Origin of the sequence: Arthrobacter sp. CAL618 (assembly GCF_000468215.1) — a bacterium.
Classification (GTDB): Bacteria; Actinomycetota; Actinomycetes; order Actinomycetales; family Micrococcaceae; genus Arthrobacter_D.
Genome location: NZ_ASZW01000163.1, coordinates 1 through 13949, shown reverse-complemented (window position 1 = coordinate 13949; position 13949 = coordinate 1). Strand labels below are relative to the sequence as shown.

General features: G+C 64.1%; 14 protein-coding genes. 9 read left to right on the top strand and 5 right to left on the bottom strand.

What is annotated here, in order from left to right; translation table 11 throughout:
• The first annotated feature begins 250 nt into the window (after positions 1-250).
• Positions 251-910: a Pr6Pr family membrane protein gene (locus K728_RS0110070; protein WP_024476601.1), complete on the top strand. Its 660-nt coding sequence runs from the start codon at positions 251-253 to the stop codon at positions 908-910.
• Complete coding sequence (locus K728_RS0110065) at positions 903-1628, top strand: YqjF family protein (RefSeq protein WP_024476600.1); 726 nt, start codon at positions 903-905, stop codon at positions 1626-1628. The genes K728_RS0110070 and K728_RS0110065 overlap by 8 nt, the downstream gene beginning before the upstream one ends.
• A 43-nt stretch (positions 1629-1671) precedes the next feature.
• On the opposite strand, the gene K728_RS0110060 is transcribed toward K728_RS0110065, so the two are convergent.
• The gene (locus tag K728_RS0110060) at positions 1672-2358 is read right to left on the bottom strand and encodes an SDR family oxidoreductase (protein ID WP_024476599.1); all 687 of its coding nucleotides are present in this window, start codon (positions 2356-2358) and stop codon (positions 1672-1674) included.
• A 290-nt stretch (positions 2359-2648) separates the two neighbouring features.
• Here K728_RS0110060 and K728_RS0110055 point away from each other — a divergent pair, with 290 nt between their 5' ends.
• Positions 2649-4394, top strand: a complete 1746-nt coding sequence (locus K728_RS0110055) for a choice-of-anchor I family protein (RefSeq protein WP_035747774.1) — start codon at positions 2649-2651, stop codon at positions 4392-4394.
• 36 nt (positions 4395-4430) lie between these two features.
• Here the strand turns inward: K728_RS0110055 and K728_RS0110050 are convergent, their stop codons facing one another.
• On the bottom strand, positions 4431-5549 hold the full coding sequence (locus tag K728_RS0110050; RefSeq protein ID WP_024476597.1) for a zinc-binding dehydrogenase: 1119 nt from the start codon (positions 5547-5549) through the stop codon (positions 4431-4433).
• A 108-nt stretch (positions 5550-5657) separates the two neighbouring features.
• Here K728_RS0110050 and K728_RS0110045 point away from each other — a divergent pair, with 108 nt between their 5' ends.
• Positions 5658-6854, top strand: a complete 1197-nt coding sequence (locus tag K728_RS0110045) for a TerC family protein (protein WP_019484236.1) — start codon at positions 5658-5660, stop codon at positions 6852-6854.
• 127 nt (positions 6855-6981) lie between these two features.
• Here the strand turns inward: K728_RS0110045 and K728_RS0110040 are convergent, their stop codons facing one another.
• Positions 6982-8355 carry an MFS transporter gene (locus tag K728_RS0110040; protein WP_024476596.1) on the bottom strand — a complete coding sequence of 458 codons (1374 nt, stop codon included), beginning with the start codon at positions 8353-8355 and terminating at the stop codon, positions 6982-6984.
• Positions 8356-8534: 179 nt separating this feature from the next.
• Positions 8535-8759, bottom strand: a complete 225-nt coding sequence (locus K728_RS0110035) for a hypothetical protein (protein WP_024476595.1) — start codon at positions 8757-8759, stop codon at positions 8535-8537.
• Between the two features lie 197 nt (positions 8760-8956).
• Between K728_RS0110035 and K728_RS0110030 the strand changes: the two genes are divergently transcribed.
• On the top strand, positions 8957-10276 hold the full coding sequence (locus tag K728_RS0110030) for a M20 family metallopeptidase (protein ID WP_024476594.1): 1320 nt from the start codon (positions 8957-8959) through the stop codon (positions 10274-10276).
• A gap of 119 nt (positions 10277-10395) precedes the next feature.
• Here K728_RS0110030 and K728_RS0110025 read toward each other — a convergent pair whose 3' ends face one another.
• On the bottom strand, positions 10396-10806 hold the full coding sequence (locus K728_RS0110025) for a hypothetical protein (protein ID WP_156911266.1): 411 nt from the start codon (positions 10804-10806) through the stop codon (positions 10396-10398).
• Between the two features lie 177 nt (positions 10807-10983).
• On the opposite strand from K728_RS0110025, the gene K728_RS0110020 reads away from it, so the two are divergent.
• From K728_RS0110020 to K728_RS0110005, 4 genes are all read left to right on the top strand, one after another.
• Positions 10984-11940 carry an ATP-grasp domain-containing protein gene (locus K728_RS0110020; RefSeq protein ID WP_024476592.1) on the top strand — a complete coding sequence of 319 codons (957 nt, stop codon included), beginning with the start codon at positions 10984-10986 and terminating at the stop codon, positions 11938-11940.
• 88 nt (positions 11941-12028) lie between these two features.
• Complete coding sequence (locus tag K728_RS0110015) at positions 12029-12256, top strand: PLDc N-terminal domain-containing protein (RefSeq protein ID WP_024476591.1); 228 nt, start codon at positions 12029-12031, stop codon at positions 12254-12256.
• Positions 12257-12389: 133 nt separating this feature from the next.
• Entirely contained in the window at positions 12390-13451 is a 1062-nt protein-coding gene (locus K728_RS0110010; protein WP_024476590.1) for an ABC transporter substrate-binding protein, read from the top strand.
• Positions 13452-13599: 148 nt separating this feature from the next.
• Positions 13600-13905, top strand: coding sequence for a PRC-barrel domain-containing protein (locus K728_RS0110005; protein WP_024476589.1), 306 nt, complete (start codon positions 13600-13602; stop codon positions 13903-13905).
• Positions 13906-13949 lie beyond the last annotated feature (44 nt).

The following is a 13949-nucleotide window of genomic DNA, read 5'->3' as shown; positions in this document are numbered from 1 at the left end:
CGCCGACCCGGCCGGTGCCGCAGCCGGCGTCGAGGATCTGGCTCCTTCGTCCGGCCATCGCGTCCAGCAGCCGCGCCTCACCGTGCAGGTCACGGCCCTCTTCACGCATCGCCTCGAACCGTTTGATGTAGCGGGCGGAGTGCCCCGGGTGTTCACGGTTTTCTGTAGCCCAAAGGGTCTCGTCATTCACTGGCACAGCCTACTAGGCATACGATCAGGAGGGCATTGTTATTCACTGTCGGAGGAAACTATGAGGATTGCTGCAAGAGGCTGGCACGGCGTCGTCGCCCTGATTGGGATTGTGGGCCTCGGAGCCCAGGTCATCGCACTGATCAATGGGGAAAAATACTCCCTGCTGGGTCCCGCGATGTCGTGGTGGAACTTCTTCAGCTACTTCACCATCCTCAGCAACATCCTGGTTCTGATGATCAACCTGGACCTCGCCCGCAACCCGGAGGGCAGGCAGTCCACCCTGTGGCGGGTGCTGCGGTTGAACGCCGTCGTCAATATCTCGGTGACCGGGCTCATCGCCTTCACACTGCTGCGGAGCCTCCCCGAGGTGCAGGCTCTGGTGGGTCTGGGCAGGCTGTCGGACACGCTCCTGCATTATGTGGTGCCGATTCTCACGGTGCTGGGGTGGCTGCTGTTTGGCCCCCGGCCGCGTTTCACCATCCAAACGGTGTGGCTGTCCCTGATCTTCCCGGCAACATGGCTGGTGTACACGCTGATTCGTGGCGCAGCGGTTACCTGGTACCCGTACCCGTTTGTGGATCTGAGGCTCATCGATCCGCTCGAGGTCCTGATCAACTGCGTGTTTATTGGTGCCATGTTCGTGGGCTTTGGCTTTTCAGTTCTGCAAATCGATAATCGAATGAAACCAACGAGAACACAGGTGACCACCAATGTCTGACTCAGTCGTCTGGCCGGCAGCGCCGCCCCTCCTTAGCCTGCCGATCATGGACCAGGCATGGATGGATGCGGTCTTCCTGCACTGGCGGATCCCGGTGGCGACGGCCGCACAATTCATGCCGCCCGGTACTGAACCGGATGTGTACGACGGCGACGCCTGGGTGGGGTTGATCGGGTTCCGGATGGTCGGGGCCGGGATCGGTTCGGGGATGCCCATCCCTTATTTCGGGTCCTTCAGCGAGATCAACGTCCGGCTGTATTCGCGGGATTCGGAGGGAACCCGCGGGGTGGTGTTCCTGACCCTTGATGCGTCACGGTTGGCCGTGGTCCTCGTGGCGCGGGCGGCAGGAATCCCCTACGTGTGGTCCCGGTGCGCGCCGGTGCCCGACCCGGGTCTCGCAGGGTATACGGTGCAGCGGTTCAGGGGCGGGGCGACGTCGTCGTTCGCTGTCCGACCCAACCGCTCGGTGGTCGCGACCGACCCGTTGACCATCAACCTCACCGCGCGCTTTGGCCTGCACTCCGAACTTGCCGGGCGCACGCTGTTCATCCCGAACACCCACGCGCCCTGGCCGCTGCATCCCGCAACAGTCGAGTACCTCGACGATGGGTTGGTCAGCGCCGCCGGAATCGAGGTGACGGGGCCACCCGAATCGGTGCTGTACTCGCCGGGTGTCCAGACGCAGTTCGGTAAGCCGCGGGTGATCCGGCGAGGCTAACCCCGCCTCAAACCCCTAGAAGGCACCGTTGGAAGGTGTCGGGTCAGACCATTCCGGATGGCCGGATGTTCAGCGACTCGATGACCGAATCCCGTGAAGCGTCCACTGCCAGGCGGACCGCTTTGGCGACCTGGTCAGGCTGGATCCATTCCTCGGGCCGGTAGGGCTTGCCCTCAAAGTCGTGCAACTCCTGCTGCATGTCGGTGGCCACCCGGCCTGGGTGGATGGAGCTGACCCGGACGCCGTTTGCGCGTTCCTCCTGCCGCAGGGCATCGGTGAAGGCCCGCAGTGCGAACTTCGTGCCGCTGTAAAGCGCAGACCCGTCGCCGGAGGCGTACCCTGAGCCCGAGTTGATGGCAATGACCTGGCCCTTGGCGGCTCGCAGCGCTGGCAGCAGCAGCCGGGTCAGGTTCGCTACGGCGAACACGTTGACCTCGAAACTTTTCCGCCATTGTTCGGGGGTAAGGTCTGCCACCTGGCCCATCTGCAGCACTCCCGCCGAGTGCACCAGCACGTCGAGGCGGGAGATGCCGTGCACGACGTCGGGCGTGAGTTCGGTCAGTTCGGCCGCGAAGGGCCCGGCGGAGGGGAACTCGCTGGCGAGGTCCTTCAACGCCTCGGCGTCACGGCCACCCAGGAGCAGGTGGTGGGTGGGGGCGAGCTCGCGGGCGATGGCAAGGCCGATGCCGCGCGAGGCGCCGGTGATCAGGGCAACAGGCAGTTCAGTCATGGTGCACATCCTACTGGTGGGTGCCCCCGTCCGCGCTGGCGAGTGCGCTTTTTCGCGCCGCCCCGACCCTGAGGGCCGTATCTGCGCCACGGTCACTCAAAGAGGTGCCTCCTGCCGCACCAAATCCACTCCACCAAACGTTCCTCAGCCGTTAACCTGCGGTTTCCGAACCGGGGGAGTCGGGGCACCTAGAGTGATTTGCGTTCAGCCATCGGGCCATCGCACCGGACCCCTGAGGTGGCCCAGCGGTCCCGACTCTGCCCCGCCGCATCTATCGAGAGACGTCCAAAGTGAAAAAGCACAGCCCGCGGACTTTGATCGCCGCAACAGCCATCGCCTGCACCCTCGGCCTCGCCGCTCCGGCTACCGCCAACGTGGTAGCGGACCCGGTCAGGTACTCAGCCGATCGCGCTGCACTCTCGCTGAACCCGATCGGCACCTACGAGACCGGGATTTTCGACGCCAGCGCAGCCGAAATCGTCACCCACTACCCGGGCGCCCAGCGTCTCCTCGTGGTGAACGCCGCCGAGGCGCTGGTCGAGGTACTCGACGTCAAGGACCCGAACCAGCCAACCAAGTTGTTCAACCTCGTGACTGAAGGCGTCAGGTCGGGCGACGGGTCGCGGATCCCTGCCGGCGCAGTCGTGAATTCGGTGGCCGTCAGAGCGGATGGCCTCGGAGCGCTGGCTGTGGAAGCACCCACCAAAACCGATCAGGGTTGGCTGGTCTTCTTCGATGCGAACGGCGACGGCGAAACCCTCGGCGCTGTCCGCGTTGGCGCCCTCCCCGACATGGTGACCTTTACTCCCCGGGGCGATCAGGCCGTCGTCGCCAATGAGGCCGAGCCGGCCGAGGACTATTCGGTGGATCCCGAGGGGTCGGTTTCGATAGTGAAGCTGAAGCACAACCGGATCGAGGTTCCCCGACAGCAGGATGTCAAGACCGCCGGCTTCCGGTCCTTTGAGAAGAACCTGCCCGACGGCGTCAGGATCAACGGCGGGCGCGAAGACGCCACCGGAGTGCAACCGAGGTACCCGGTCTCCGAGAATCTCGAACCCGAGTACGTGACCGTAGCGAAGGACGGCAGGACCGCGTACGTCTCGCTGCAGGAGGCCAACGCGGTTGCCGAGGTCAACCTGAAGTCGGCAAAGGTCACCAGGATAATTCCGCTTGGGACAGTCGACCGCCTCACGACGCCGATGGATGTCTCGGACCGGGACGACGCCATCAATATTGCGAACTGGCCGGTGAAGGGCTTCCACCAGCCGGACGCCATCGCCTCCTACACCGCGAAGGGCAAAACGTACCTCGTCTCCGCCAATGAGGGTGACGCCCGCGACTGGGAAGGCTACTCCGAGGAAGCGAGGGTCAAGGATCTGGGCGACGGGCTCCCGCCGATCTGTGAGGATTTCGACACGATGAAGCGCAACGCTGACGGCAGCAAAATGACCGTCGAGCAGCTGCAGCAGGACGAGAATCTTGGTCGCCTGAAAATCACGCTTGCCGACGGACTCTCGGCTGACGGAGCCTGCTACGAAGAACTGTTCACTTACGGCACCCGGTCGATGTCCATCTGGACCGACAAGGGGACCAAGGTCTTCGACACGGCGGCCGATTTCGAACGGATCACCGCCGAAGCCGTCCCCGAATTCTTCAACTCGAACCACAGTGAAAGCAATTTCGAGGGTCGCAGTGACGACAAGGGCCCCGAGCCCGAGGGCGTCACCCTAGGCGAGGTGGATGGGCGGACTTATGCCTTCGTGGGGCTCGAACGGGTGGGCGGCGTCATGGTCTACGACATCACCTCGCCCGTGCACTCGACGTTCGTCACCTACGTGAACAACCGCGACTTCTCAGCGTCAGTCGAAGATGATCCGTCCACGCTGGGCGCGGCCGGGGATCTGGGCCCCGAGGGCCTGGTCTTCATCTCGGCGAAGGATTCACCCACCGGGAAGCCGTTGCTCGCCGTCGGCAACGAAGTCAGCGGCACCACCACGATGTTCAGCGTTGATCGGGTTTTGAAGCACCGGCGTTAGCCGCACCGGTCCGGCGAAAAACTGCCCAAACCGCCGCTAGCGGAGCGTGAAGATCCGCCGCACGACACGGCCCTCGGCCAGGGCGTCGAGGCTTTCGTTGAGGTCGCCGAGGTCCCGTGTGTCGGTGTGGAGCAGCTCAACGGGCAGCTTCCCCTCACGCCAGAGCGCCAGATATGCGGGGATGTCCCGGGCGGGCACCGAGTCCCCCATGTAGGAGCCGAGCAGGCGTTTACCCGCACCGGCAAACTGCAGCGCCTGCGTGGTGAGGGTCTGATCAGGGTGCGGCAGCCCCACCGAAACCAGCGCACCGCCGCGGGTCAGCAACCCCAGGCACGCCTCCATCACGCGTGCACTGCCGACCGCTTCAATCGCCACATCCACCCCGTCACTGCCCAGTGCCTGCACCAGGGATTCCGCTGCGTCGGGGGCACCAACCGACGTCGCACCGCATCGTAGTGCAAGGTCACGTTTCGCTGGCAGGGGGTCGATGGCAATCACCGTGGTACCCGTGACCTGAGCGGCTGCCATCACCGCCATCAAGCCCACCGCGCCGAGCCCGAACACAATGACCGACTGCCCCTCACTGACCTGCGCCGTGTTCAATACCGCCCCGATCCCGGTGAGCGCCGCGCAACCGAACATGGCAGCGACATCGAAGGGGACGTCGTCGTCAATCACCACCACCGACTCGCGGGCCACCACCGCATACCCGGAAAACGCAGAGACGCCCAGATGGTGGTTGATCCTGTCGCCATCGGCGGTGCGCAACAGGGCCGGGCCGTGCAGTAGATCCCCACTGCCGTTGACCTCAGCCGCACGGTGGCAGAGGGCGGGGCGGCCGGCGTCGCACGCGCGGCAGGACCCGCAGCTGGGTACAAACACCAGAACCACCCGGTCACCCGCTGTGATGTCGGTGACATCCGGGCCGACCAGGTCGACGACGCCGGTCGCCTCATGCCCCAGCGCCATCGGCAGTGGACGCACCCGTGAACCGTCGATCACCGAGAGGTCCGAATGGCAGAGGCTTGCCCGCTCGATCCTTACGCGGAGCTCGCCCGGCCGGGGCGAGGGAACGGCGAGTTTTTCAAGCCGGAGTGGAGCACTGTCGGCGTAGGGGCGGGCCGCGCCGGTCTTGTGAAGCACCGCGCTACGCATCGTGGAGGGACTCATGAGTTCAATGTACGGCCTGGGACCGTCTTGCCGTCCACTCCCTGCGCAAACTACCGTGAGTGCTACGCCACCCGTCTGAGGAGAACAAACCGCATGGAAGTATCCCCAATTGTTTGGGCATTAACGATCGCCGGAATTGTGGGGCTACTGCTCTTCGACTTCTTCTTCCACGTCCGTAAGGCGCACACCCCGACCTTGAAGGAGGCTGCGGTGTGGTCCTCGATCTATGTGGGGCTCGCAATCCTCTTCGGGCTCGCCGTGCTGGTCTTCGGGGGCGCCACCATGGGGACCGAGTATTTTGCCGGCTATGTCACTGAAAAAGCACTGTCGGTCGATAACCTGTTTGTGTTCCTCATCATCATGGCCAGCTTCAAGGTGCCACGCGCCGACCAGCAGAAGGTATTGCTCTTTGGCATCATTTTCGCGTTGATCGCCCGCACTGGGTTCATCTTCCTGGGCGCCGCACTGATCAACCAGTTCGCCTGGATCTTCTACATCTTCGGACTGGTGTTGATCCTCACCGCCGGCAACCTGCTCAAGCCGACGTCCGGCGAAGATCACGGCGACATGATCGTGGTGCGTCTGGCCAAGCGTTTCCTGCCGGCCACCGATCACTACGACGGCGACAAACTGTTCACCATCGAGAATGGCAAACGCGTTCTCACGCCGATGCTGCTGGTGATGATAGCCATTGGTGGCACTGACATCCTGTTCGCGCTGGACTCCATCCCCGCGATTTTCGGCCTGACCCAGAACGTGTTCATTGTCTTCACCGCCACGGCGTTCTCGCTGATGGGACTGCGTCAGCTGTACTTCCTGATCGATGGCCTGCTGGACCGTCTCATCTACCTGTCCTACGGCCTCGCGATCATCCTCGGCTTCATTGGCGTGAAGCTGATCCTCCATGCGCTGCACGAGAATAACCTGGGCTTCATCAACGAGGGCGAGCCCGTCCCGGTGGTCGAGATCTCAACCGGGTTGTCCCTGTCAGTCATTCTCGGAGTGCTTATCGTCACCGTGCTGGCTTCGGTCTTCAGCCCCAAGGGTAAAGCGAAGAATGCTGTCTCCGGGGCCAAGCGCCATGCTACCGAGTACATGGACCTGGAGTACGAGACCGACATCAACGAGCGTGAGAAGATCTTCAACCGCATGGTCGAAGAGGAAGAAATGCTCCGCCAGCTCCCCGAGAAGTACAAACGCCTCATCCGGAATGAGACCGAATTCATGGACCTCATTCGCCGGGCCCACTTGGCCCACGGGGAAGCGGTCGACCGCGAACCCACTCGCTAGACTGGCAACACCACCCGGACCCTACGCACGGAGGGCGGCATCGCGATGATCGTGGTGCCGCCCTCCGTGCGTAGGGCGGGGCTAGTTGATACTTAGCCCGGGCGCCCTCAGTGGTTACCTGGTCGGGTCAGCTGCGGGTGGTGGCCAGTTCGGCAGCCGTGGGGTCACCCGGCATATCGGTGCCCCTGATGGATTCGCCGGCTGTCTCCCTGACAAACGGCATGGCAATCATGCCGATCAGGCAAGCGCCCATCAGGTAGAAGGCCGGAACCAGCAGGTTGCCGGTCGCCTCGATCAGCGCTTCGTTGGCCAGCGGCGCAGTCCCGCCGAACAGCGCCGTCGCGAGGTTGTACGTCACCGCGAACCCGGCGAACCGCACATGGGCGGGGAACATTGCCGGGAAGGTCGCCGAGATGGTTGCGAGTTGCAGGACGTAGAGGATGCCCAGGACGGCGAATCCGATCAATGCCCCGGTGAACCCGGTGCCGATCAGCATGTACATCGGCAGGGCCGCGACGAAGAGTCCTACCAGGGAGGCCCACCACAGCGGTTTTCGACCCACCCGGTCCGAGAGTGCGCCGGCAAATGGGATCAGGATCATCATCACCACCTGACCGATCAGGATCAGGGTGAGGGAGCCGTCGTCGGACAGGCCAATCTGCGTCTGCAGGTAGGTGGGCATGTAGCTGAGCAAGGTGTAGTTGGCGACGTTGAGCGCGATCACCAGGCCAGCCATCGTGAGCACTGGACGCCAGTACTTGCTGGCCAGGTGCTTCAACGTGGTGGGTCCGCTGTCTTCGGTGCCCGAGTTGTTTTCAAGTTCACGGAAAACCGGTGTGTCTTCAAGTTTGGACCGCAGGTACCACCCGACCAGGCCCATCGGCCCCGCGATGAGGAAGGGGATCCGCCAGCCCCAGTCGGTCATCGCTTCAGCGCCGAGGAGGATCTGCAGGAACAGGGTGATTGCGGTGCCGAGTGCAAACCCGAAGATGGTGCCGAACTCGAGGAAACTGCCCAGGAAGCCACGTTTCTTGTCTGGCGAATACTCTGCCATGAAGGTCGCAGCTCCGCCGTATTCACCGCCGGTCGAGAAGCCCTGCAGGATCCGCAGCGCCACCAGGAGGGCCGGCGCCCAGTAACCGATCTGATCGAACGTGGGCAGCAGGCCAATGGAGAAGGTCGCGCCCGCCATCAGGATGATGGTGAGGGACAGGACGGCCTTGCGTCCCAGCCGGTCGCCCAGAGGCCCCCAGATTAAGCCGCCGAACGGACGGGCCAGGAAGGAAATGGCGAAGGTGGCGAGCGCCCATTCGGCGCCGCCGGGGAAAAAGTTCGCGGTGATGTAGGTCAGGACCACCGCGTACACCCCGTAGTCGTACCACTCGGTGGCGTTGCCTACTGCCGATGCGCCAATGGCCCGGCGGATTGTCTTCTTGCCTTCCGGAGTATCAGTCTCCGGAGCGTCGAACCCGCTATGGGGTGGTTGGTTTTCGACAGTCACTGGTGGCTCCGTCCTTCGGTGCGGGCCGTGCTGAGCAGCCTGGTGGGCGGCCGGCAGGGCTAGGTCAGCCATCAACCCTAGCGACGCCGTTAGTCGATGGCTAACGCACCCCTGGCTCCCGCCGGCAGGATTGCCGACGTCGGACCGGATCTGGAGACGTAATGATCAGGAAGGACTCGCTAGTCTGCGCTGATCTGCCAGATGGCGTATTCGTCCGCATGCAGGATGGCGCGGCGGCCGTCGGACACGTCGCGGATCCAGACGATGCCCAGGCCCGGCGCGGTGTCTTCCACATAGCCGCTGTAGTGGACCTCACGGTTGCGATGCGCCTCGATTTCGTCCCCTCGGCGCAGCATACCGAGGTCATGGATTTGGGTGATGGCGGTGGCGGTAAGCAGGGACATAATGACTCCTTGGTTCTGTGGCCGGGGCAGGCAGGTCCGACCGATGGTTTTATTGTTCGCCCAAGGTGTTGCGGGGGTGTTTCTGCCCGGTGAATTTGTTGCGTCCTGACCCGTACTGCCCCGCCAGGCCGCGCCTCATGACCCGGAATCGCATTGCCGGGCTGCCACGCCGGCAAAGAGTTGCCTAAGCTACCAGGATGACCGAACCAGCCTCGCCTGACCCGGCGTACCTCAATCAACTCGACTCCGAGACCCAGCGCCGGCTGCTGACCGCAGTGCCGCCTGAGTCACAGTTCGACGGCGCAGCGGAGGACCTCCGCGCCGCCGTCGACAGTAATGTCGAAGCCCTCCACGACGACCTGCGGCGGATAGTGCACACCCTCCACGCTCACCCGGAAACCGCCTTTGAGGAACATGCCAGTGCCCGGTTGATCGCCGACATTCTCGCCGAACACGGGGTCGCCGCCGAACTGGGGGCCCACGGCGTGGACACCGCCGTCAGGGCCGAAATCCGCGGCGCTGGTGATGGGCCAACCATTGCGGTGCTCAGTGAGTATGACGCGCTCCCGGGGATCGGCCACGCCTGCGGCCACAACGTCATCGCCGCGACCGGAGTGGGCGCCTTCCTTGCGCTCGCCGGGATCAAGGACCGGCTCAACGGCACGGTCGTCTTCCTCGGCACCCCCGCCGAGGAAGGGCACTCCGGCAAGGAGCTCCTGGCCCGCAATGGGGCGTTCGACGGCGTCGACGCCGCCATCATGGTGCACCCCTACGGCTACGACCTCGCGGACCAGGTCTGGCTGGGGCGCCGGCTGCTCACCATCACGTTCACCGGCATCGCGGCCCACGCCTCCGCGCAGCCGTTCATGGGCCGCAACGCGCTCGACGCCGCCAGCCTCACCTACCAGGGGATTGGCTTGCTCCGTCAGCAGCTGCCGCCGTCTGACCGGGTCCACAGCAACATCACCGAGGGTGGACGCAGCCCCAACATCATCCCGGATCGGGCGGTCATGAAGCTCTACGCCCGCTCCAGGTACCCGGACACGCTCAAGGACCTCAGCAAACGTCTGGAGGACATCGCCCGCGGCGCGGCGCTCATGACCGGCACCACAGTGGAACTTGACTGGGACCAGCACCCGCCGTCGCTCCCGATCCGGACCAACGATGCGCTCACCGGGCGCTGGGTGGAATCCCAGCAGCGGCGCGGACGCAACCCGCTCCCCGCTGGCGTCGTCTCCGACACCCTCGCGGCGTCCACCGACTTCGGCAACGTCAGCTACCGCATCCCGGGCATCCACCCGCTCATCAAAATCGCCGACCAGAGCACCGCCCTGCACACCACCGACTTCGCTGCCGCTGCTGCGTCCGAGGCGGCCGTGCAGGGAGCGTACGACGGCGCTGCTGGTCTTGCGCTGACAGCCCTGGATTACCTGATGGACCCAGTGCTCCAGCGGCAGGTGCGCCTGGAGTTCGAGGAGCAGGGCGGGCCCATCGACGTTCCGTCCTACTTCGACTGAGCGCTGATCCGCTATTCGACTGCGCCGCCGGGCAGAGCGAACCCTCCTCAACGAAACCTGCGCGACGCACGTCAGGGGAGCACCAGCCATGTCCACCACCGCCGCCCGCGGCTAAGGCGCTAGTCCGGGGGAGGGATGACCCGCAGCCGCAGTCTGCCCGGCGCCGACAGGGTGGGCTGCAGCCTGGCAAGGATCGAGGGTCCCTGCAGGTCCGCCCGCAGTGAATCCCAGGCCTGGGCTTCGCTCAGATCCAGGATGACGCTGGTGTCAGGGGACAGCGCACTGGCTCGTCGCACCAGGAGGTCGAGGCCGTGAATGCTTACCGGTGAGACGCACCCGTGGACATGGATGTGCACGCTATCCAGGTCGGCGTCGGTGGTCACCAGGATCCTGAGTTTCAGGTGCGAGGCGGAAGGGTGCGCGGCCATCGAGCGTTCCCGCGGGCTTTCCCGCGTGGCGCCAGTGTTCGTCGCTACCGATTTGGTCGCCACCGTGGCGCTGGCCATCGGCGACGGTGTGTGGGTCTTCATCGGTGTAGCGCCCCTGCCCTTTGATACCGCATCTCTCGCGTAGTACTCATGAAACCGGTACGGGCCTGCGGCTGCTAGGGGCTAAAGTCCCCGCAGGCCCCTGCATCGCACAAAGTTGCAGGAATAGGTCCCCTGACAGCGCCGTTATGCCCAGAGAACCCAAGCTGGAGGTACGTCGTGACCAAGATTTTTGCCCTGCATGAAAACCCCGACTGGTTTCCACCGTTCGCCAAGGCCTTCGAGGCCAGGGGCATCGAGGTGGAGGAGTGGCTCCTCACCGACGGTGTCCTCGACCTCGACCAGGAGCCACCAGAGGGTATCTTCTGGTCGCGGATCAGTGCCTCCTCGCACACCCGTGACCACCACCTGTCCAAGGACTACGCCCGCGCGGTGCTCTCCTGGCTGGAGGCCCACGGGCGCCGCACGGTCAACGGTCGGCGAATCCTCGAGCTAGAGATGAGCAAGGTCGACCAATTGACCGCCCTGAAGGCGGCTGGCATCGACACGCCACGCACGGTGGCGGCCATCGGCAAGCACCGGATCCTCGACGCGGCGGCGGGCTTCCCCGCCCCCTTCATCACCAAGCACAACCAGGGTGGCAAAGGCCTGGGTGTCCGCAAGTTCGAAAGCCACGAGGAACTGGCCGAATACGTGGAGTCGCCCGAATTCGAAGAACCACAGGACGGCATCACACTGATCCAGAAGTTTATCCAGGCAGCCGAACCCATCATCACCCGGGTTGAGATTGTGGGCGGCGAATTCATCTACGCCATCCAGGCAGACACCGCGCGAGGTGGCTTCCAGCTCTGCCCGGCCGACGCCTGCGCCATTGACCCCGTCACCGGCAAGCCCATTATGCCGCCCGGCGCCACCATCGCACCTGAGGAAGGCCAGCAACTGTTCAGCCTCCGCGAGGGCTTCGACCACCCGATCATCGGGAAGTACCTCGAGTTCACCCGGAGGAACAACATCGAGGTGTGCGGAATCGAGTTCATTGAGACCGCTGACGGCCGCATCCTGACCTACGACGTGAACACCAACACGAACTACAACGCGGTTGTCGAGGCTCATGCGCCCCGCTCTGCGCCGGACGCCCTGGTCGAATACCTGGCCGGAATTGCCGTGCCTGTCTAGGGGAGGCTTCGATAGGGTGGGGGACACCAAGGAGGACGACGGCTCCATTGACGCTCGGCGTCGGTGAGTTCCAAAGGGGGATTAGACGATGACCGGTGTATCAACGTTGATGGTGTGGGTTGGTTTGGTGTGGGTTGGCGTGATGATTCTCGCTATTGCGGCAATCATCTCGGTGGCGCGTAGTGCTGGTTTGAGCTCGACGGCGAAGGCCCTTTGGATTGCACTCGCTGTCGTCGTCCCGCTCTTCGGGGCAGTGGCCTGGTTCATCTACCGCGCTACTGAGGCCGGCACCAGCGATCCTGTTATTCCCGGCTGAGACCGGGGCGGGCGGAGACCTCGGCCTATTACGCAACATAAACATTTCGTAATAGGTCCAAGGATAGGCTAGCCTTACTTTGTTGCGTCCGAACGGCCGCGAATCACAGTTTCCCGAAAGTCGAGGAGCCCCCATGGCCCCCACCCGCCTGCGCGGTTTCGCAGCCGCCGCTACGGCCGCCGCCACCATCCTTGCCCTATCCGCTTGCAGTACAGGTCCCGCCNNNNGCTCGGGCTCCGATGCTCCCGTCGCGGCCGGTGCTGCCGACCAGTTCCCCGTCACCATCGAGCACGCGTTCGGCGAGACGGTCATCGAAGAGCTGCCCGAACGGGTGGCCACGGTTGACTGGGTCAACGCGGACGTCGTGCTGGCCCTCGGCGTCGTCCCCGTCGGCATGCAGAGCGACGAGTATGGCGGAAACGACAACGCCTCCACCCCGTGGAAGGACGCCAAGCTGGAAGAGCTTGGCGCGGCGATCGGCACAGAGAACGCACCGGTGCAGTACTCGGAAGCTGATGGCTACGCGTTCGATGAGGTCGCAGCCACAAACCCCGATGTCATTCTGGCCGCCTACTCGGGGCTGACCCAGGAAGATTACGACACCCTGAGCGAGATCGCTCCAGTGGTTGCCTACCCCGAGGTCGCCTATGGCACCCCGTGGCAGGAATCGACTCGCATCATCGGTGACGCACTCGGTCTGGCTGACGAAGCCGAAGAGCTCATCACCGAAACCGAAGAGACAGTGGCCACCGCTGCTGCCGACTATCCGGCAATTGTGGACAAAACTTTCATCTACGGAAACCTCGACCCAGCCAGTGCTGAAGGCGTCAGCATCTACACCGCAAACGACAACCGACCGCGGTTCCTTGAGTCGATCGGCATGGTCCAGGCCGACGTCGTCACCGAGAACACCGAGGGTTCAGAGGAATTCTTTATCCCCTGGTCCGCCGAACGCGCAAACGAGCTCGAATCGGACATCTTCGTCACCTGGGTTCCCGACGAAGCCACAGTCGAGGCGATTGCCGAAGATCCGCTGCTGAGCCAGATCCCCGCCGTCGAGTCGGGCGCTCTGGTTGCCGACCCGGACAACACCCTCACGCTGTCGATCTCGGCTGCCACCCCGTTGAGCCTCCCCTGGGCGCTGGATACTTTCCTCCCCATGCTGGACGAGGCGGCGCAGCAGGCCGAGGGCTAAACCGGCTCCAGAAGTTCGGCAGAGGCGTTTCGCCGCGTGAGGAGTTCACGTAGCGGGGCGCCTTTGCCGCATCACCGGTTGCTCTATGGGCCGGGGTGGGTTGAAATGGGATCAGCACACTTAGTTTCACCAAGGATGGAGATGCACCATGGCACAGCCCGACATTCACGACCTGCAGGAAGCCACCGCCTGGGATGCCGACGGCGAGAAGCTGGGCGAGGTGTCCCAGGTGCACCTCGATGCCCGGACCGGCGAGCCGGCCTTTGTCACCGTAGGCCTGGGACTGTTCAACACCCGCGAGCATTTCATCCCGTTCGACGGCGCGCGGCTCGACGGCGGCGACCTGCACGTCGCCTACACCAAAGACAAAATCACCGATGCGCCTGACCTGAGTGCCGACTCGGAGCTGACCGACGAGCAGACGGCCACCCTGCGGGACTACTACAACAACTAGTCCGCCAGCAGACCCCAGAGCAGGGACCCTTTAACGCCGAACGC

Bases quoted from the DNA above. Each gene is read 5' to 3' on its own strand.
- K728_RS0110060 (WP_024476599.1), bottom strand. From the start codon at position 2,358: ATGACTGAACTGCCTGTTGCCCTGATCACCGGCGCCTCGCGCGGCATC.
- K728_RS0110005 (WP_024476589.1), top strand. From the start codon at position 13,600: ATGGCACAGCCCGACATTCACGACCTGCAGGAAGCCACCGCCTGGGAT.
- K728_RS0110035 (WP_024476595.1), bottom strand. From the start codon at position 8,759: ATGTCCCTGCTTACCGCCACCGCCATCACCCAAATCCATGACCTCGGT.
- K728_RS0110025 (WP_156911266.1), bottom strand. From the start codon at position 10,806: ATGAAGACCCACACACCGTCGCCGATGGCCAGCGCCACGGTGGCGACC.
- K728_RS0110015 (WP_024476591.1), top strand. From the start codon at position 12,029: ATGACCGGTGTATCAACGTTGATGGTGTGGGTTGGTTTGGTGTGGGTT.
- K728_RS0110045 (WP_019484236.1), top strand. From the start codon at position 5,658: ATGGAAGTATCCCCAATTGTTTGGGCATTAACGATCGCCGGAATTGTG.
- K728_RS0110050 (WP_024476597.1), bottom strand. From the start codon at position 5,549: ATGCGTAGCGCGGTGCTTCACAAGACCGGCGCGGCCCGCCCCTACGCC.
- K728_RS0110065 (WP_024476600.1), top strand. From the start codon at position 903: ATGTCTGACTCAGTCGTCTGGCCGGCAGCGCCGCCCCTCCTTAGCCTG.
- K728_RS0110030 (WP_024476594.1), top strand. From the start codon at position 8,957: ATGACCGAACCAGCCTCGCCTGACCCGGCGTACCTCAATCAACTCGAC.
- K728_RS0110070 (WP_024476601.1), top strand. From the start codon at position 251: ATGAGGATTGCTGCAAGAGGCTGGCACGGCGTCGTCGCCCTGATTGGG.